Raw genomic sequence first — 18,591 nt, forward strand, 5'->3', positions numbered from 1 at the left:
CCATGGACAACTCCGCGGATCGCACAGCGGATGGCGCGGGCCGGGTCGAGCGGGCGCTCCGCACGCTGTTGGAGGAGCGCGACCGCCTCCGGCAGGAGAACGACGCCCTGAAGGCCGGCCGCGGCGAGCCGATCGCCGTGGTGGCCATGTCGTGCCGCTACCCGGGAGGAGTGTCCTCGCCCGAGGAGCTGTGGGACATGATCCGCGGCGGCGTGGACGCGGTGAACGAGTTCCCGGGAGACCGCGGGTGGCGGGATCTGTACGACCCGGACCCCGACACGGCCGGCAGCTCGTACGTGCGGCACGCGGGATTCCTGACGGACGTGGCCGATTTCGACGCGGATTTCTTCGGCATCAGTCCGCGTGAGGCGTTGGCGATCGATCCGCAGCAGCGCCTGTTGCTGCAGACGTCGTGGGAGGTCTTCGAGCGGGCAGGCATCGTTCCCGCCGATGTGCGCGGGGCCGACGTCGCCGTCTTCACCGGGGTGAGCTCGTCCGAGTACGGGTCGCGCTTCTTCGAGGGGAGCAAGCACGAACTGGAGGGCTACCTGATGCACGGGAGCGCGCTGAGCGTCGCGTCCGGCCGGGTGGCGTACGAACTGGGGTTGACCGGGCCGGCGGTGACCGTGGACACGGCGTGTTCGTCGTCGCTGGTGGCCCTGCACCTGGCGATGCAGTCACTGCGTTCGGGGGAATGCTCGCTCGCGCTGGCGGGCGGGGTGTCGGTGCTGTCGACGCCCGCGATCTTCGTGGAGTTCTCCCGGCAGCGCGGTCTGTCGGCCGATGGCCGGTGCAAGTCCTTCGCGGACGACGCGGACGGGACCGGCTGGGCCGAGGGGGTGGGTGTGCTGCTGCTGGAGCGGTTGTCCGACGCCCGCCGCAACGGCCACCCGGTGCTGGCCGTCGTTCGCGGTACCGCGGTGAACCAGGACGGGGCCAGCAACGGGTTGACCGCTCCCAACGGCCGAGCCCAGGAGAAGGTGATCCGGCAGGCACTGGCGAACGCGGGGGTCGTGGCCGCCGAGGTGGACGCGGTCGAAGCCCACGGCACCGGAACCGTGCTGGGGGACCCCATCGAGGCAGGTGCTCTGCTGGCGACCTACGGGCGGGACCGGGCCCAGGACAGGCCGCTTTGGCTGGGGTCCATGAAGTCGAACATCGGTCACGCCCAGGCCGCCGCCGGCGTCGCCGGGGTGATCAAGATGGTGATGGCCATGCGTCACGGCTTCCTGCCGAAGACCCTGCACGTGGATACGCCCTCACGGCACGTGGACTGGTCCTCCGGTGCGCTCGAACTGCTGGTGGAGGGGCGTGAGTGGACCCGGGCGGACGGTCCGCGGCGGGCCGGGGTGTCGTCGTTCGGAGTCAGCGGCACCAACGCGCACGTGATCCTGGAAGAGGAACCGCCGCCGCCGGCGCGGACGGACGAGCGCGGTCCGGACTCGGGCGTCGTCGGCGGGCTGGTGCCGTGGGTGGTGTCGGGCAAGAGCGCGGCGGCCGTGCGGCGGCAGGCGGGCAGGCTGCGCGATTTCGCCGCTGCCGAGCCGGACGCGGATGTCGCCGACATCGGTTGGTCGTTGCTGTCGAGCCGGTCGCGGTTCGAGCATCGTGCGGTGGTGCTGGGTCGCGGTCGGGACGAGTTGCTGAGCGGTTTGGCGTCGCTGAGCGACGGCGCGGAGTCCGCCGGGGTGGTGCGTGGTGTCGCCGGGAACCTTGGTGGTGTCGTGTTCATGTTCCCGGGGCAGGGGTCGCAGTGGGTCGGTATGGGCCGGCAACTGTACGACACCTTCCCGGTCTTCGCGCAGACCCTCGACGAGTGCGCGGCCGCTTTGGCCGAGTGGGTCGACTGGTCGCTGCTCGACGTGGTGCGCGGCGTGGAGGGGGCGCCGACGCCGGACCGGGTGGATGTGGTTCAGCCGGCGTTGTTCTCGGTGATGGTGTCCATGGCCGCCCTGTGGCGGTCCTGGGGTGTGGAACCGGCCGCGGTGGTGGGGCACAGCCAGGGCGAGATAGCCGCCGCCTACGTATGCGGTGCGTTGTCGTTGCGCGACGCCGCCAAAATCGTGGCGCTCCGCAGCAAGGCTCTGGTGGGGTTGATCGGTCACGGCGGGATGGCGTCGGTCACGGAGTCCGCGGATCTCGTGGCGGCACGTCTGACTCCGTGGAACGACCGGGTGAGCGTCGCCGTTGTCAACGGACCCCGCTCGGTGGTGGTGTCCGGGGAGCCGGACGCACTCGACGAATTCGTCGAGAAGATGACGGCCGAAGGCGTTCAGGCGCGGAGAATCTCGGTTGATTACGCCTCGCATTCACACCAGGTGACCCGGGTCCGCGACCAGGTGATCGGATCGTTGTCCGACGTGAGCCCGAAAACCTCGACACTTCCCTTCTACTCGACCCTGTACGGCGAAACAATCGATACCGCAGAGCTGAACGGCGATTACTGGTACAACAATCTGCGCGAGAAAGTTCTCTTCGAATCTTCCGTCCGGCGGTTGGTCGACGACGGTTTCCGGGCGTTCATCGAGATGAGCCCGCACCCCGTTCTGACCGTCCCGGTGCAGGAGATGGTCGAGGACGTGGACGACGCGCTGGTCCTGTCGTCGTCGCGGCGGGATCGGGGAGAGGTCGAGGCCGTGGTCGGCTCGCTGGCCCGGCTGCACGTCCACGGCGGGGCCGTGGACTGGGGTGCCCTGTTCGGGTCGCGGCGGCGGGTGGATCTGCCGACGTACGCGTTCCGGCGGCAGCGGTACTGGCTGAACTCCTCGCACGCCGCGGCGGCGGCGGAGGCGCCCTCGACGGAACCGCCCGCAGACGACGACCACGCCGTTCCCCTGTCGGACATGCTCGCCACCCTCCCCGACAGTGACGCGAAGGCACTCGTGCTGGACCACGTCCTCAAGAGGGTCGCCGTCGTGCTCGGACACCCCTCCACTGAGACGATCGACCCCGATCAGGAGTTCAAGGAGATCGGATTCGACTCGCTGCTGTCGGTGGAGCTGAGCAAACGCCTGGCCGCGATGACCGGACTCAAGCTGAGGGCGAACCTGGCGCTGCGGCACCCGACACCGAGACTGATCGCCGGGCACATCATGTCCGCCATGGCCGGCCGCGATCCGCAGTGATCCCACCGTGTTCCGGACGCTTCTTCGCCCCGCGGGACCGTCCCGTCGGCGGGACACCGCCAGTGCCGCGCCAGGCACTGGTTCGACAGCGGCGTGGCCCGTCCCGGCACCCGTTGTCTTGACCGGCTGATCCACTTCCGTGAATGTGGAGGTGATCCGCGAATTCCTGAGGGTCCCGGGCCTGTTTGCTGAGGGGATGTTCCCTGTGCGTTCGTTCGGTGCGTCGTCGGCGCATAAAGGATTGTGGCTGGCGCAGAAAATGTCTCCCGACACGCTGAACCATGCGCTGTCCATGTGGGACGTGGACGGTGAACTGGACGCGGCGGTCATGGAATCCGCATTCCGGCACGTGCTGGACGAGGCGGAAGTGCTGCGCGTCAACTTCGTCGACGACGGCAGCGGACTGCGGCTGGTGCCCCGGGAACTGGGGGACTGGCGACCGTTCTTCCTGGATCTCGGCGCCGAGGCCGATCCCGAGCAGGCGGCGCGCGAAGCGCTGGCCGACATGGTGAAGCAGCCGTTCGACCTGGAGCGCGATCTGCTGTTCCGGCTGGGTGTGGTCAAACTCGCGGCGGCCCGTTCGCTCGTGGTGATCGCCTACCACCACCTCATATCGGACGGGTACGGCGCGGGCGGCCTGCTCTCGCGCCGCCTCGCCGAGGTGTACACGGCGCTGGTGCGGGGGTCGAAGGTACCGGAGCTGCCGCACCCGTGGGATGCCGAGTCGTTCGCAACCGAGGCAGCGGAGTACGGTGCCTCCGCCAAGTTCACCGAGGACACGGAGTTCTGGCGCGACTACCTGACGGATGCGCCCGCGCCCGCGCAGGTTCCGCGCGTCGCCCTGTCCGACGCGACGCGGTCCGCGCTCGCCGAACCGATGGGCAGCGTCGACCGCTGGGGGCAGTTGGCCGACTCCATCGGCATGGTGAGCCGAACGCTGACCGTTCCGCGCGCCGAGGCGGACACGTGGATCGAGACCGCGAAGTCCATGGGTGTGTGGATGTCGTCGATGCTGACCGCGGCCGCGGCGGTGTTCTTCCGGCACCGCTGCGATCGTCCGGAGTTCCTGCTCTCGCTGGCCGTGGCCAATCGGGTCGGGGCGGCGAGCAGGACGCCCGGTCTGGCGGTGAACGTGGTGCCGGTGCGGGTGAGGATTCCGCTCGGCGCGACCTTCACCGAGATCGCCGACGCGGTGGTGGACGAGACGTACGAGATCTTCGGACAGACCACCTGCCACTACTCGGAGATCCAGCGCGCGAGCGGAACGGTCCTGAGCGGTCGCGGCAGTTTCGGTGCCGTCATGAACGTCGTCGAGTTCGCGGAGCAACTCCACTTCGCCGACCACCCGGCGAGCTACCTCGGCGGGACGACCGGGGCCTTCGACGAACTGGCGATCGGCGTCTACACCGACGGGAGCGCCGACAGCGACCTGTACGTCCGACTCGACGCCCCCGCGGGCCTGTACTCCGGCGCGGAGCTGCGCTTCATCGGCGCGGAGCTGATCGCGTACATCCGGGCCGTGATGGCCGCCGATCCGCAACTGCCGGTCGGTGCACTGGACGTGGTGAGCGGTGCCGAGCGGGACCGGGTGCTGCCGGCACCTCACGACACGGATGCGCCGGTGCCGGGGCTGACGGTTCCGGAGCTGTTCGCCCGCCAGGTGGAGCGGGCGCCCGATGCCGTCGCGGTGGTGTCCGGGGACTCGGCCGTCTCGTACCGGGAGCTGGACGAGCGGTCGAGCCGCCTGGCCGAGGCGTTGCGACGTCGACACGTCGGACCCGAGGCGGTCGTCGCGGTGGCGCTGCCTCGATCGGTGGACCTGGTCGTCGCCCTGCTGGGAGTGGTGAAGGCGGGCGGAGCCTACCTGCCGATCGACCCGACGTTCCCGGTGGAGCGGATCAGGTCGGTGGTGAGCGATTCCTCGGTGCGCGTACTGCTCACCGATGCGGCGACAGCCGAAGTACTCTCCGCCGATCTGGAGGTGCCGGCGATTGTGTTCGACGACATCCGGTCGGACACCGCCGACGATGCCGGCAACGGTGCGCGGGAGGTCCCGATCGCGTCGCATCCGGACAACCTGCTGGCCGTGATGTACGGCTCCGGATCGACCGGTGCGGCCACGGGAGTCGCTGTGACGCACCGGAACATGCAGCGGTTCGTCATGGATCGCCACTGGCGGGAAGGCGGTCACGGCACCGTGCTGTGGCATTCGCCGCACACCTCCGATGCGCTCCCCCTCGAATTGTGGGTGCCTCTGCTGAACGGCGGCCGGGTGGTGGTGGCTCCACAGGGGAAGCCGGCCGTCGATGCGCTCACCGAGTTGCGAGCGGCGCACCGGATCTCCACGGTGTGGCTGCCCGCGGGCCTGTTCTCGGCGATCGCGGCGGAACGCCCCGAGTGCATGGCCGGGTTGCGCGAGGTGTGGACCGGTGGTGACCGCGTACCCGCGGCCGCGGTGCGCCGGGTGCGGGAGGCCTGCCCCGAGCTGACGATCGTCAACGCTCACGGTCCGACGGAAACGACCGGGTTCGCCGCATGCCACCGCCTGACGGCGGACGAACCGGTGCCCCACGCAGGCGCGATCGGCCGCCCGATGGACGACACCGCCCTCTTTGTGTTGGGGCCGGGGCTGGCGCCGGTCCCCGCCGGCGTGACCGGAGAGCTGTACGTGGCCGGGCCCGGCGTGGCGCGTGGTTGGTCCGGGCGACCCGGGCAGACCGCGGAGCGGTTCGTGCCCTGTCCGTTCGGTCCGGCCGGCGGGCTCATGTACCGGACCGGAGACCGGGTGCGGTGGGGTACCGACGGCCGGCTCGAGTACGTGGGCCGGGCCGACGTCCAGGCCGAGGTACGGGGTCTCCGGGTCGAGCCGGCCGAGGCCGAAGAGGCGTTGTCCGAGCACCCCGGGCTCGCGCGGTCGGTGGTGGCCGTCAGGAAGGACGCCTCCGGGCAGCAGCGGCTGGTGGCCTACGTGGTCCCGGCGGGCGGCGGGGTCGACCTCTCGGGTGAGGAACTGCGCCGGTTCGCCGCGGGGCGGTTGCCGGAGTTTCTGGTGCCGTCGGTGTTCGTGGTGCTGGAACGCCTGCCGGTGACGGCGGGCGGGAGGGTGGACCGGGCGTCGCTACCGGAGCCCGAGTTCGGTGACGGGTCGTACCGCGCACCGCGCAACCGCACCGAGCGGGTGCTGGCCGAGGCGTTCGCCGACGTGCTCGAGCTGGACCGGGTGGTGGGCATCGACGAGGACTTCTTCGACCTCGGTGGGAACTCGCTGCGGGCGATCAGGCTGGTCGGCCTGATCCGGGCGGAGTTGAACCTCGAGGTGTCCATTCGCACGTTGTTCGCGGCGCGCACCATCATCGGTTTGTCGGACATGTCGGGGAACCTCGCCCGGTCGAGCAGGCCCGCTCTGCGCAAGAGGACCAAGGACGGCGAAGCCCTCTGAGCAACGTGTCTCGGGCGTGCGGAAGAGGGATCCTTGAATGAGAAGTCCGGTGGAAGAGCGGTGGGTACGCCGCTTCCGTGACGACGACGAGTGCGGGACGAAGCTCATCTGCTTCCCCCACGCCGGCGGCTGGGCGAGCGCATACCGCACCTGGCCTCTGGGGCTGCCTTCGGACGTCGGCGTGCTCGCTGTCCGGTACCCGGGCCGGGAGGACCGGCTCGGCGATCCGTTCCCGTCCGGGCTGGAAGCCCTCGCGGACGACATAGCCGATGCGCTCGGCGAGCTGACGCGGTATCGGCTGGTGCTGTTCGGCCACAGCATGGGGGCATCGGTGGCGCATGAGGTGGCGCTGCGCCTCCGGGAACGGGGGTGTTCGCCGGCCGCGTTGTGTGTGTCCGGCAGACGTCCGCCGCATGCGCTGGACGGACAGCGGCAGTTCTTCGGCACGGACGAGGAGATCATCGCGGACGTCGTGCGCTTCGACGAGAGCCGTGCCCCGGTCTTCGCGGACCCTGGCCTGCGGGAGGTGTTGCTCCCCGCGGTCCGCGCGGACTACCGATTGGTGGACGACTATCCCGGTGGCCACCGGCCTCCGCTCGACTGCCCGGTGTACGGCTACACCGGTGACAACGATTCCGAAGTGACCCCGGAGCAGATGCGTGGCTGGGCGGACACGACGAACGACGCCTTCCGGCTCCGGGTGCTGCCCGGTGGGCACTTCTACCTCAGAGCCGAGGAGGAGGCGCTGCTGGCGGACATGAGGGACGTACTGGGCCACATCAAGTACCGTACGGACGCCGCCTCATGACGCATGAATGCCAACGCCCGCCACCCGGACTCGCCGCATCACGGCACTAGAGACGGCGGGCCGCAACAACCGTTGAACTGACTGGTGTTGTGAGTATTTCGGTGGCGTCCAGGGCTGGATGGGTGAGGTAGAACAGGCGGAGCTCATCCACTTCGCCGCCGAAACGAGGCGGCCAATGAGGCGAGGGGGTGAAGTCGTCCAGGATGAGAAGGCCACCGGGAGCAAGCAACTCGACGACCCCCTCGGGGTCGTCACGCTTGCCTCCACCGTCGCAGAAGAAGACGTCGAAGGGGGCGTGCTGCTCAAGCAGCCGCCAGTCCCCGGTGAGAATGTTGACACGGTCGTCGTCCGCGAAGACACCGGCCGCTCGACGCGCCAGCTCCTCGTCACGCTCCACCGTAACCAGGCGGGCACCGGCGCCGAGGCCACTGTGCAGCCAGGCAGTGCCCACTCCTGAGCCGGTGCCGCTCTCCGCGATGACCCCGTGAGGCTTCGCGGCAGCGGCCACGCCGAGCAGCCTGCCCACTTCCGGGACACAACTCTTCTCGAATCCCGCCTCGACAGCGACACGCTCCGCGGCTACCACGCGGGGCGGAACCGCACGTTCTGTCATGGTCACGAATCCCCCTTCACCGTGAACATGACGCTATCCGCCGGCAGTGGCGTCCGCACGGAGTTCCGCCTGCCCGGCCCCGGCGAACCCGCGCCACAGTGACTTGAGATGGCGCATTCTATGCGCCATAATGGCGCCATGGATGTGAGTCCGTTCGGCAAACGAGGCCGGCAGCGCTCCACCGCCTGAGTATGTTGAACCAACCAGAAGGGACAGCCATGCCTGTTTTCGATACTCCCAAGCCGATCTCCGTCACGCTCGACATCTATGTCGGCGGCGTGCAGATCACCGCCGAGGACCGGACCGACACCGTTGTCGAGGTACGGCCGACCGACGAGACCGACGCCTCGGACGTGAAGGCGGCCGAGCAGACGAGCGTCGAATACGTCGACGGCGTACTGGTGGTCAAGTCCCCGAGGCCGAAGCTCCCGGCAATGGCCTTCTCCCGAAGCACCCGTTCGGTGGATGTGTCGATCGCGCTGCCTGTCGGCTCGCACGTGCGTGGGGAAGCGGCACTGGGAGACCTGTACTGCTCCGGCCGCCTCGGGGAGTTCACGTTCAAGACATCCGCCGCGAACGTTCGACTCGACCATGTCGGTCCGTTGAACCTGCACACGGCAGGCCACATCACCGTGGGTCGAGTCGACGGCGACGCCGAGGTCGGCACCGCCACCGGGCGGATCCGTATCGGAGAGATCGACGGTGCGGTCGGGGTCAAGAACTCCAACGGCAACACTGAAATCGGCAGGGTCACCGGCGACGTCCGTGCCCGCGCCTCCAACGGCGACATCTCCGTCGACCACGCCCTGGGTCTCATGACCGACGCCAAAACCTCCAACGGCAGCATCCGGGTCGGGGAAGTGACCCGCGGCGCGGTCGTGCTCAAGACCGCGTGCGGTGACCTGGAGATCGGCATCGGCGCGGACCGCCCGGCGAAGCTGGAACTGGCCACTGGATACGGGCGCGTGCACAACACGCTGGAGCAGGCCGCCAAGTCGTCCGAGGAATCGATCGAGGTGCGGGCGCACTCCTCCTACGGAGACATCACGATCCACCGCGCCTGACGAGGCTCTGTTCAAGTGGGATGCCGGAGGCGTGGCGAGGGTCGGCCGTTTCGGGACCCTCGTCGTGCTCGGTCGCGACGGCTACTGCACCCAGCCGTTGAACTGCTGCTTGCCCCGATGGGCTCGCCTGCTGTTGGCCAGCGCTGCGGCGGAGGCTCGGACCATCCACGTGTTGACCGAGATGCCCTGCCTGGACGCCGCCTTCTCGATCTCTTCCTTCATCTCCTGCGGGGGCCGGAAGTTGATCCGGGCCGTGGCGCCGCTCCGGGCGCCACCGGGTGCTCCGGCAAGCCAGTCGCTCGCAGCGTCGCCGGGTTCATCCGTGGCGTCCTCGGTGGGGCCGCCGTCGCCCGAGGGCGGAGTCACCACAAAACTGGGTTCCATCCCCCGCAGGCGCAGGTCCACCGAGCCGGGTGCCAGGTCCCGGGTGATCTCGTCGGCCGCGGCCGACAGAACCTTGAGCAACGTGAGCCGGACGGCCGACTCCAGCGGGGCGACGAGTCGCTCGGCAATCGCGCGGGTCTCGGCGTCTCCTGCTGCAGAGGCTGTCACCAGCTCGTCGCGCAGCGCCTCGACGTACTCCCGTAGTTCCATGGAATTATGATGGCACACTGATTGCGCCGCACGGCGCCTACCTGGCCCAACATTTATAGGTGACCTCTTTGTCCAGGTGAACGCGGGTTGTTTCGATAGGCCGGCTGTAGCTATTCGCATTTCGGCGGGCCGCTGGACACAGGTGAGTTCGAGTGGCCTTCGCCATGGAGGATCGGTACGGCGCCATAATGACGCCATAGCGTGTGCACACGCGAAGCGCAGCCGGTGAACAGCACCGCAGCGTACGTGAACTCCATGCGCGGGCCGGTCCGGACAGGCGTACCGCTCCGGGAATCCGTGTGGGGTGTCGGAATCCGGCCCGACAGGCAGGTTCGTGGGGATCCGGGCTCGCTCCGGGCTCGCTCCGGGCTCGCTCCGGGCTCACGATTGGCCCGGATGGCGGCTGGGCCGTGGTCACTTTCGGTAGAACGAGTCGGCCGCTCGCTCAGGCCGCCGCTGACAGCGCCCCTGACCGCGAGCTGCTCGAACTCGCAGCTCTGGCCGCCCTCGCCGGCGAACCGACCGACTCCGCCCGGCATAGGCCGGGGCCGGGGCACACCCGCAGCGCGGATGCTCGGCGGAATCGAGTGGCCGGCGGAATCGGGCGGGCCGTCCCACACTCGGATCATGGAGATCCACCAGGCCCACGGACACGTCACGATCCCCGGTCGCGACGACGCCAAGGTCACACTCGACCTGTTCGACTGGCCCGTCGACGGCGACACCCTCCCTCGCACTTGGAGCGCGATCATCGACAGCGGCCCGGTCCTGGAGGCCGGCACCGAGGGCGTCCTGCACCTCGACACCGAACCCACCACCCTGGGACACCCCTTCGTCGTCATCGCCGGCGGAAACCACGTTTCGCAGATCAGGGGGCACGAGAGGTGACGAGAAGGACCGCTTTCGGCTCCTGACCGTCGAGCGCCCGCGTGTCGTGTGTTGCAACCGGATCCATCCAGAGGGCGGATTCGGGTCGGCGCGTTTGATCACGACCTCACACATGCCCTGGCCGGGTGGGGCGGGCCCGATCATGCCGCCTCGGGTGGGCTCGGCCCAGCGGCAGACCGCGAGGCGGGGGCAGGCCACCCCTTGCGACATCGCGTGGCATTACATGACGTCGGGTGGCACGGCTTGGCGCCACCCGATGCGGCCCGTGTCGCCCGGTGTCGCCGGGTGTTGCCCGGCGCCATGCAACGCCCCCAAAGCACATGAGCACGCATGGCGCACCATCGCTCACCTAGGCGCCAGTGCGTTTCCGCAGGTCAGAGTGGTTGCGCCAGATATTGACCCAGAGATGTCACCGCACGGCTTGCGTATGGAGCCGTTATGGCGCCATGATGGCGTCATGCCCTTCCGGGCAGGTGCGCAACACGCTCGCCGCGTCCGAGACCCGGAGAAGACCGAGGACAGCATCGAGGTCTGCGCCCACACCCGGCGGCAATATCGACGCCCGCCGCGCCAAGGCCTGACCCCGTAAGAGCCGGCCTCGACTCACCCAGTCCCCCAGCCACTTCAGCCTTCGAACGGGAGGGCCCATGCCTTCTTCTGTCGTGCCCACATCCAGGCAGGGCGACGGTCACCCGTCGCCGGCCGCCGTCTCCGCCGTCGGTCTGCGCAAGTCGTACGGCGACAAGACCGTCCTCGACGGCATCGATCTGCACATCCCGGCCGGGTCCGTGTTCGCGCTGCTCGGGCCGAACGGCGCCGGCAAGACCACCGCCGTGAAGATCCTGTCCACGCTCATCGCCGCCGACGGCGGGCAGGCCCAGGTCGCGGGCCACGACGTCGCCACGTCGCCGGACGGGGTGCGTGCCGCGATCGGCGTCACGGGGCAGTTCTCCGCCGTCGACGGGCTGATCACCGGCGAGGAGAACATGCTCCTCATGGCGGACCTGCACCACCTGTCCAAGCGCGAGGGCCGCCGGGTCACGGCCGAGCTGCTGGAGCGGTTCGACCTCGTCGAGGCCGCCAAGAAGCCCGCGCAGGGCTACTCCGGCGGCATGAAGCGGCGCCTGGACATCGCCATGACCCTGGTGGGCAACCCGCGGATCATCTTCCTGGACGAGCCGACCACCGGTCTTGACCCGCGCAGCCGCCACAACATGTGGGGGGTCATCCGCGAGCTCGTCTCCGACGGCGTCACCGTCTTCCTCACCACCCAGTACCTCGACGAGGCCGACGAACTCGCGGATCGCATCGCCGTGCTCAACGACGGCAGGATCGCCGCCGAGGGGACCGCCGAAGAGCTGAAGCGGCTCATCCCCGGCGGACACGTGCGACTGCGCTTCTCCGACCCGTCCGCGTACCGGTCCGCCGCCTCCGCGCTGCGAGACGTCGGCCGGGACGACGAGGCGCTGGCGCTGCAGATCCCCAGCGACGGCAGCCAGCGCGAGCTGCGCTCCATCCTCGACCGGCTGGACTCGGCCGGCATCGAGGCGGACGAGCTGACCGTGCACACCCCCGACCTCGACGACGTGTTCTTCGCCCTGACCAGCAGCACCACCCAGGCCAAGGAGGCCGTCCGATGAGTTCCCTCTCCCTCGCTGTGCGCGACTCGTCCACGATGCTGCGGCGCAACCTGCTGCACGCGCGGCGCTACCCGTCCCTGACGCTGAATTTGCTGCTCACGCCGGTCATGCTGCTGCTGCTCTTCGTCTACATCTTCGGCGACGTGATGAGCGCCGGCATCGGGGACGGCGGGGCGGACCGGTCCGAGTACATCGCGTATCTCGTCCCGGGCATCCTGATGATGACCATCGGCGGCACCACGATCGGCAGCGCGGTGTCCGTCGCCACGGATATGAACGAGGGCATCATCGCCCGCTTCCGTACGATGTCGATCCACCGCGGGTCGGTGCTCATCGGGCACGTCCTCGGCAGCGTGCTGCAGTGCGTGATGAGCGTGGTCCTCGTCGGGGCCGTCGCGGTGGCCATCGGCTTCCGATCCACCGATGCCACGGTCCTGGAGTGGATCGCGGCGTTCGGGCTGCTCGCGCTGTTCGCCCTGGCGCTCACCTGGATCGCGGTCGGGATGGGCTTGGTCAGCCCGAACGCCGAGGCGGCCAGCAACAACGCGATGCCGCTGATCTTCCTGCCGCTCATCTCCACCACCTTCGTCCCGGTCGACGCGATGCCGGGGTGGTTCCAGCCGATCGCCGAGTACCAGCCGTTCACGCCGGCCATCGAGACCCTGCGCGGGCTGCTGCTCGGCACCGAGATCGGCCACAACGGGTGGCTCGTGATCGTCTGGTGCCTGGCGCTGACCGTGCTGGGCTACTTCTGGTCGAAGGCGTCGTTCAACCGCGACCCGGAGTAGGCGACGTGAGCGCGCGGGCTGCTCCCGCCGCTCGTCCCGTCCCAGGGCGACGTACTCCGAGGTCGCGGCGCTCCTGCACCCGGCGGCCGGGCCCTGGCCGACGGCATCCGGACGGCGGCCGCGCTGGTCCCGGCCGTCATGAAATGCCGGCCCGGAACGCGTTCGGCGCCGAAGAATGGGCCCCATGATCGGACATCTGGGCATCAACGTTCCCGACCTGCGCAGGGCCGTCGCGTACTACGACCGGATCCTGCCGCTACTGGGCTTCGAGACGTACCTCGACGACGCGACGCAGCACGCCTACCGGCCGACCGACGGCAAGCGCGGCACCTACCTGTTCCTGTACGAGACCGCGGACCCGTCGGGCGGGTACTCGCACCACCGCACCGGTCTGCAGCACATCGCCTTCATGGCCCCGACCCGGACCCGCGTCCGGGAGGTCGCCGCGGAGGCGGTCGCCCTGGGCGGCGAACTCGTCCACGCCCCCGGCGAATTCCCCCGATACCCACCGCCGTACTACGCGACCTTTTGGACCGACCCGCACGGATTCCTGCTCGAGGCCGTGTGCCATCACGACAGGGAATGACCGGGTACGACTACGTGATCGTCGGCGCCGGATCGGCCGGCTGTGTCCTGGCGAACCGGCTCGGTCGCGACCCGGCCGACCGGGCGGTGCCGAGACCGGGCGACCGCCCTGCCGCACCTGTCGCAACCGCCGCCACCGAGCGGAGGGAGCTCCCTCTGACCAGGCATCAGCTGGTTGAGATGCTTGCTGCGGACGGCAGAGAAGCCGCGGCATGGACGACCGCCAAGGAAGTGGCCCTGATGCCCCTGTTGAATGCCATCAGGCGGTGCCGGAGCCGGGCCCGGGCCGAGCGGCAAGCGAAGTTCGCCCGGCAGATCGCGAACCGCCCCGCCAGCCTCCATGGCTCGGCCGACGCGTACCGGGTCCCGTCGCGGCGGCGGCGCAGCCGGTCCGAAAGCGCGGACTCCGGTGGGGGAGCCCGCGGCAGCTCCGGCGAGGGGGGTGGGGGTACGTGAACAACGATCTTGCGCTGCTGGTGCCGGCGGGGTTGGTGGCGGGTTACTTCGTGCTGGGGTCGTTGTCCAAGCGGCCTGCTTCACCCGCGGAGTTCGCCGCGGCGAAGGCGGCTGCGGCGCTGCCGATCAACCTCTACCAGGCCGCGGAGTACGCGGTTCCCAAGGTGTCGCCGCGCGAGCTCGCCGTCGGCAGGCTCCACGAGGCGGGTCTGGTCTTCGTCTCGCGGCGACGCGTCGTCCGGGCCCTGGACCGGCACCGCAAGCCGACCGACGATCCGGTGCAAGTCGCGCTCTACGCGCTGCTTCTCGAAGACTTCCACGAGGGGCTCACCTTCGAGGAGATCGACCGCAGCGAAGCGTTCAAGGCCGCGCTGCACGAGCACGCGCCACCGCTGCTGGTCCGTCTCCCGCCGACGCACGGCGGCCGGCACAAGCGGATGCTGCGGCTCGCCATCACGTCCGCGGCGCTGCTGCCCGGACTGACGGCCTGGGCGGTCGCGGTGGCCTGCGGGCTCGGCGGCTGGCTGCCGTGGGCCATGGCGGGGATCCTCACGGTGGCCGTGTGGCCGCTGCCTCTCGCCGTTGCCGGGTTGGCCATTGGGAGCTTCCCCAAGCCCCGGACCGATCCCGACGCGGTCGCGCCGCTCGTCGCCCGGTGCAGCGCCATCGTCCAGGCCGCACTCGAACATCCCGAAGCGCCCGCGGATTCCGAACCCGAAGTCGCCTCGTCGGAAGGTGCGCACGGGTGCCTGGGCTAATGTGTGGCCGTGCAACCACCGGCGCGAGGGGACGGCATCAGCGTCGACTACGCGGACGATGTGCTCCGGGTGGAGCGGACCTCGCCGCTGCCGGGGGTTCGGTTGGCGGGTGAGGTCGATCTCGACAATTGCGCGCACGTGCGGTCTGCGTTGATCGCGCAGAGCGGTGTCGGCGGCGGCGATCTGCGGGTGGACGTGTCGTCGTTGTGCTTCATCGACGTCGCGGGAATGCGGACCCTGGTCGAGACGGCTCTGATGTTGGACGCCGGACGGCGTCTGGTGTTGAGCAGCGCCTCCGAGGATTTGTGCACGCTGGTGGAACTCGCCGGGTGGGACCGGGTCCCGGGCCTGGTTCTGGAAACGGTGACGACCCGATGACGACGACCACGACGTTCCGGCACGATGCCCTGCTCTACGCGGGGCCGGCGGACTTCGTCGAGCGCACCGCGGCGTTCGTGCGCGCGGGCCTGGCCGCCGACGAGGCCGTCGCGGTGGCGGTGATCGAACCGCGTGCGGGCGCGCTGCGCGAGGAACTCGCCGCGGACGCCGGGCACGTCACCTGGATCGACATGGAACGTGTCGGCCGCAACCCGGCGCGGATCATCCCCGCCTGGCAGCAGTGGACCCGCGAACAGGGCACGCGCGCCTTCCGCGGTATCGGCGAACCGATCTGGGCCGGCCGCAGCGACGCCGAACTCGTCGAGTGCCGTCACCACGAATCGCTGCTCAATCTCGCCTTCGACGGCATCCCGTGGCAGCTCCTGTGCCCGTACGACACCACCGCGCTCGCGCCCGAGGTGATCGACGCCGTCCACGCCTCCCACCCACGCGTCCTGGACGGGCCCACCGAGATCCCCGGCGCCCAACCACACACCCACGACTACGCCGCGACCCTGCTGGGACCGGCCCTGTCCCAGGCGCCCGCCCGGGCCGCACGCCTCGCGTTCCGCGCCGGGAAACTCGCCGGGGTCCGCGAGTTCGTCCGCCGCCACCTTCCCGCCACCACGCGTGCCCGGGGCAACGCCGCGGTCCTGGCCATCGGCGAGATCGCCGGCAACAGCATCGTCCACGGCGGTGGCCACGGCACGATCCTCCTGTGGACCGAAGACGAACACCTCGTCTGCGAGATCCACGACACAGGCCACATCGTCGACCCCCTCGCCGGCCGACACCGACCCACCCCCGACCAGCACGGCGCCCGGGGCTTGTGGATCGCGAACCAAGTCTGCGATCTCGCCCAGATCCGATCGACACCGGCGGGGACCACCGTGCGCCTGCACCTCACCCTCTAGCCGCGTGGCCGCGGCAACGTTCGGGCGACACAGGGCATGTGACCGGACGCCCCTCGTCTCGGGGCTCCGGACAGGAAGCGCCTGGCCCCGGAACCTCCCGATGCCCCGGTGGGAGTCGGCCAGGCGTACGGCGCGGGCGGTGGCAGCCGAGTCACGCTCTCGCCGAACCGAACATCCACACGCGCGCCAACGACCGGCTCGAACTCACCTGCGGCGGCGCCGTCTTCGACCTGGCGGGCGCCAACGGCCCGAGCGGGGAAGGCCGAGCACGACGGCCCCGACTTCATCACCAGAGGCGCCGGCTTCTGGGGCCATCGGTACGCGTCGGCGCGCCCCCGGAGGTCACGGTGGTCGAACTCCGCACCCGCTGACGCACCTTCGACGCGCCGCCGTGCCGCGATGCCGGAACCCGGCCGTCCACACGGCGCTGGTGATCGGCGTCTTCGTCGTCTCCGCCGGAGCACAGCCGAAAGCATGTGAGCGCCCCGCCCGGCGACACGAAGGAATGTGCGGGGCTGCCACCCGGACGCCGACACGCTTCCCGGCCCATCTCGCCGATACGTCGATCCCCTCTCGGCGAAGCCGAAAATCTATGGTGGCTGTAGTAGACATGCCGGAAGCCGTTGGGTATGTTTTCTTTCGTAGCCAAGCGAATCAGTGAGGCGCGACAGGGACGAACTGGCGCGCGTTGTTGAGGGTTCGACAGCAGAGTCCCGGGGCCGCTGGTTGTTCGGCGAGGGTTCCGGAGGCTGGTTGTCGGGCCGAGGAGAAACTGAGGACGGCCCGCGGGGCCGCCGTGATGGATGGTGTGGATTTCTTTCGGGACCCTGGCGCCGTACGGCGCCAGGGTCCCTCGACGCGTTCCCCGACAGCTTTGACGGATGTGAACTCAAGAGAGGCGCCGATGGCTCCCAAATCCGGCTCGACTCCAGCCAAGGCCGACAGGCTCGACGACGACGACTACCCCGCCTACACGATGGGCCGGGCGGCCGCGCTGATCGGCGCGTCCCAGGGTTTCCTGCGCGCGATCGGCGAGTACGGGCTGATCACCCCGCTGCGCTCCGAGGGCGGCCACCGCCGGTACTCCCGCTATCAGTTGCGGATCGCCCAGCGCGCCCGTGAACTCGTCGATCAGGGCACCGCAGTGGACGCCGCCTGCCGCATCGTGATCCTCGAGGATCAACTCGAAGAGGCGCTGCGCCTGAACGCCGAACTGCGCGACGCGGCCGGGACTCGGCCGGACGAGAACCCCTGACCCGACGAAGGCGCCGAGGCGCGGCGTCCTGATGGGCGCGCGCCACCGCGCGGCTCGACTTCGCCGCTGCCGAGACCGCTGCGGCTACCAGGGCCCCAACGAGACGCGCCCTCCGTGACCTTTCCGACGGACACGTCCGTCGGCGCTTGCCCGTCTCGGTCTGCCGGCACCGCGCCGAGAGCACGCGACCGCGCCCCGGCGTGCGACCTGCGTGGGGCCCGTGACGCACCCGTGCCCCGGCCGAAGGCGGCTTGCCGAGTCGGCCTTCTCGTGCCCGGTATGGGATCGGACAGGCGCTCTTCGGCCCACGCCCTGCCGGCCACCGCTTCGCCGCGGCGAGAACGCCGACGGGGCACGTGGCGGCACCGACATCGACGGACGGCGACACCTACGAAAATCTGTCACGTCGGTGATAGACATTCATGCACGCCATGACTAACGTTCTCAATGTCGGAACCGAAGGAAACGTCAAACGGACGTGGCAGATGACGAACTGCCCGTGAAGTGGAATGTGTCAGGAAATCGTCGGGGCCGGTGTGTGTGAAGGGCTCCGACGGCCGAAGGAGGCAGGGCCGTCGAGCGGGTCGGGACCGGGCAGTCGTAGGGGTTTCGGCCGACGGCGGAAGCAGAGGCAACGTACGCGCAGTACATCGGACAAGCAGTTGCAGGTCGGAGGAAGAAGGGAGGGGTCCAGGCGCCATCGGATCGCCCGCAGTCGGTCATTGGCCAAGCGGGCACCGCGGTCCATCCGAACGGAAGGTGGTCTTCGGTCACGCATAAGCGATCCCCGCACACCCCCCTGCCGCATGCGGCAGCCGTGCGGATACGAGACCGGGCTTCGTAGGCCGGTAGATGGTGAGACAACCCCAGCCCGGACCCCGGTGCCACGGCACCGGGGTCCTCGTCATGAGCGGCAGCCTCTACCCGGAATGCGGCGGCGTCCGGGACGAGGAAACCGCTCGGGCCGTGGGCCCGTGCGACGATCGGAGGCAGGCAATGGAGCGCGACCCGGGGGACATGGCCGCATTGGCGGGGCGGTTGACGGCAGCGGCGGAGCAGTTGCTCTTGGCCGTCAAGGGCATGGACGACCTCGGTTGGTCGACGGACTCGTACAGCAGGTCCCACCTGCGTGACGTCGCGAGCTGCCTCGCGAGCAGCGCCACGCGGATCGCCGCCCTCCATCGTGGGCGCGACCCCTGGAACGACGCGGCCGAGCAAGCGCCCTGACGGAGACGGCGAGACCCGCGCGGTAGGACTTGGCCCCGGGTCGAACCGCCCACGCTCGC

15 protein-coding genes are annotated in these 18,591 nt (G+C 69.7%); 13 read left to right on the top strand and 2 right to left on the bottom strand.

The features are described 5' to 3' along the window. Positions 1-2: 2 nt before the first annotated feature. The 3 genes from OG928_RS29575 (at position 3) to OG928_RS29585 (ending at position 7,372) form a co-directional block, all read left to right on the top strand. Positions 3-3,125 (top strand): type I polyketide synthase, encoded by a 3,123-nt coding sequence (locus OG928_RS29575; RefSeq protein ID WP_406289348.1) that lies wholly within the window; start codon positions 3-5, stop codon positions 3,123-3,125. 139 nt (positions 3,126-3,264) lie between these two features. Next, complete coding sequence (locus tag OG928_RS29580; RefSeq protein ID WP_406289350.1) at positions 3,265-6,564, top strand: non-ribosomal peptide synthetase; 3,300 nt, start codon at positions 3,265-3,267, stop codon at positions 6,562-6,564. A 37-nt stretch (positions 6,565-6,601) separates the two neighbouring features. Further along, complete coding sequence (locus OG928_RS29585) at positions 6,602-7,372, top strand: thioesterase II family protein (protein ID WP_406289353.1); 771 nt, start codon at positions 6,602-6,604, stop codon at positions 7,370-7,372. 46 nt (positions 7,373-7,418) lie between these two features. Here OG928_RS29585 and OG928_RS29590 read toward each other — a convergent pair whose 3' ends face one another. After that, positions 7,419-7,991 (bottom strand): O-methyltransferase, encoded by a 573-nt coding sequence (locus tag OG928_RS29590; protein WP_406289355.1) that lies wholly within the window; start codon positions 7,989-7,991, stop codon positions 7,419-7,421. Between the two features lie 212 nt (positions 7,992-8,203). On the opposite strand from OG928_RS29590, the gene OG928_RS29595 reads away from it, so the two are divergent. Then, on the top strand, positions 8,204-9,049 hold the full coding sequence (locus OG928_RS29595; protein ID WP_406289357.1) for a DUF4097 family beta strand repeat-containing protein: 846 nt from the start codon (positions 8,204-8,206) through the stop codon (positions 9,047-9,049). An 81-nt stretch (positions 9,050-9,130) separates the two neighbouring features. Here the strand turns inward: OG928_RS29595 and OG928_RS29600 are convergent, their stop codons facing one another. After that, positions 9,131-9,643 (bottom strand): hypothetical protein, encoded by a 513-nt coding sequence (locus OG928_RS29600; protein WP_406289360.1) that lies wholly within the window; start codon positions 9,641-9,643, stop codon positions 9,131-9,133. 627 nt (positions 9,644-10,270) lie between these two features. On the opposite strand from OG928_RS29600, the gene OG928_RS29605 reads away from it, so the two are divergent. From OG928_RS29605 to OG928_RS29645, 9 genes are all read left to right on the top strand, one after another. Next, a complete protein-coding gene (locus tag OG928_RS29605) occupies positions 10,271-10,531 on the top strand; it encodes a hypothetical protein (protein ID WP_406289364.1) in 261 nt (86 codons plus the stop codon). 647 nt (positions 10,532-11,178) lie between these two features. Next, on the top strand, positions 11,179-12,171 hold the full coding sequence (locus tag OG928_RS29610; protein ID WP_406289366.1) for an ATP-binding cassette domain-containing protein: 993 nt from the start codon (positions 11,179-11,181) through the stop codon (positions 12,169-12,171). Further along, positions 12,168-12,959 (top strand): ABC transporter permease, encoded by a 792-nt coding sequence (locus tag OG928_RS29615; RefSeq protein ID WP_406289367.1) that lies wholly within the window; start codon positions 12,168-12,170, stop codon positions 12,957-12,959. Before OG928_RS29610 ends, OG928_RS29615 begins: the two co-directional genes overlap by 4 nt. Before the next feature lie 184 nt (positions 12,960-13,143). After that, positions 13,144-13,545, top strand: coding sequence for a VOC family protein (locus OG928_RS29620; protein ID WP_406289368.1), 402 nt, complete (start codon positions 13,144-13,146; stop codon positions 13,543-13,545). 451 nt (positions 13,546-13,996) lie between these two features. Continuing rightward, positions 13,997-14,758 carry a hypothetical protein gene (locus OG928_RS29625; protein WP_406289371.1) on the top strand — a complete coding sequence of 254 codons (762 nt, stop codon included), beginning with the start codon at positions 13,997-13,999 and terminating at the stop codon, positions 14,756-14,758. A 9-nt stretch (positions 14,759-14,767) separates the two neighbouring features. Then, positions 14,768-15,136 carry an STAS domain-containing protein gene (locus OG928_RS29630; protein ID WP_406289372.1) on the top strand — a complete coding sequence of 123 codons (369 nt, stop codon included), beginning with the start codon at positions 14,768-14,770 and terminating at the stop codon, positions 15,134-15,136. Further along, on the top strand, positions 15,133-16,050 hold the full coding sequence (locus OG928_RS29635) for an anti-sigma factor RsbA family regulatory protein (protein ID WP_406289374.1): 918 nt from the start codon (positions 15,133-15,135) through the stop codon (positions 16,048-16,050). The genes OG928_RS29630 and OG928_RS29635 overlap by 4 nt, the downstream gene beginning before the upstream one ends. Positions 16,051-16,954: 904 nt before the next feature. Beyond that, on the top strand, positions 16,955-17,305 hold the full coding sequence (locus OG928_RS29640; RefSeq protein ID WP_406289377.1) for a MerR family transcriptional regulator: 351 nt from the start codon (positions 16,955-16,957) through the stop codon (positions 17,303-17,305). Between the two features lie 906 nt (positions 17,306-18,211). After that, positions 18,212-18,532 (top strand): hypothetical protein, encoded by a 321-nt coding sequence (locus OG928_RS29645; RefSeq protein ID WP_406289379.1) that lies wholly within the window; start codon positions 18,212-18,214, stop codon positions 18,530-18,532. Positions 18,533-18,591 lie beyond the last annotated feature (59 nt).

The organism is Embleya sp. NBC_00896, from assembly GCF_045207785.1.
Taxonomy (GTDB): Bacteria; Actinomycetota; Actinomycetes; order Streptomycetales; family Streptomycetaceae; genus Embleya.

What these genes read in the sequence shown, in the direction of transcription:
- OG928_RS29585 (WP_406289353.1), top strand. Translation starts at nt 6,602, where the DNA reads ATGAGAAGTCCGGTGGAAGAGCGGTGGGTACGCCGCTTCCGTGACGAC.
- OG928_RS29615 (WP_406289367.1), top strand. Translation starts at nt 12,168, where the DNA reads ATGAGTTCCCTCTCCCTCGCTGTGCGCGACTCGTCCACGATGCTGCGG.
- OG928_RS29635 (WP_406289374.1), top strand. Translation starts at nt 15,133, where the DNA reads ATGACGACGACCACGACGTTCCGGCACGATGCCCTGCTCTACGCGGGG.
- OG928_RS29645 (WP_406289379.1), top strand. Translation starts at nt 18,212, where the DNA reads ATGAGCGGCAGCCTCTACCCGGAATGCGGCGGCGTCCGGGACGAGGAA.
- OG928_RS29600 (WP_406289360.1), bottom strand. Translation starts at nt 9,643, where the DNA reads ATGGAACTACGGGAGTACGTCGAGGCGCTGCGCGACGAGCTGGTGACA.
- OG928_RS29595 (WP_406289357.1), top strand. Translation starts at nt 8,204, where the DNA reads ATGCCTGTTTTCGATACTCCCAAGCCGATCTCCGTCACGCTCGACATC.
- OG928_RS29640 (WP_406289377.1), top strand. Translation starts at nt 16,955, where the DNA reads ATGGCTCCCAAATCCGGCTCGACTCCAGCCAAGGCCGACAGGCTCGAC.
- OG928_RS29575 (WP_406289348.1), top strand. Translation starts at nt 3, where the DNA reads ATGGACAACTCCGCGGATCGCACAGCGGATGGCGCGGGCCGGGTCGAG.
- OG928_RS29610 (WP_406289366.1), top strand. Translation starts at nt 11,179, where the DNA reads ATGCCTTCTTCTGTCGTGCCCACATCCAGGCAGGGCGACGGTCACCCG.
- OG928_RS29620 (WP_406289368.1), top strand. Translation starts at nt 13,144, where the DNA reads ATGATCGGACATCTGGGCATCAACGTTCCCGACCTGCGCAGGGCCGTC.
- OG928_RS29605 (WP_406289364.1), top strand. Translation starts at nt 10,271, where the DNA reads ATGGAGATCCACCAGGCCCACGGACACGTCACGATCCCCGGTCGCGAC.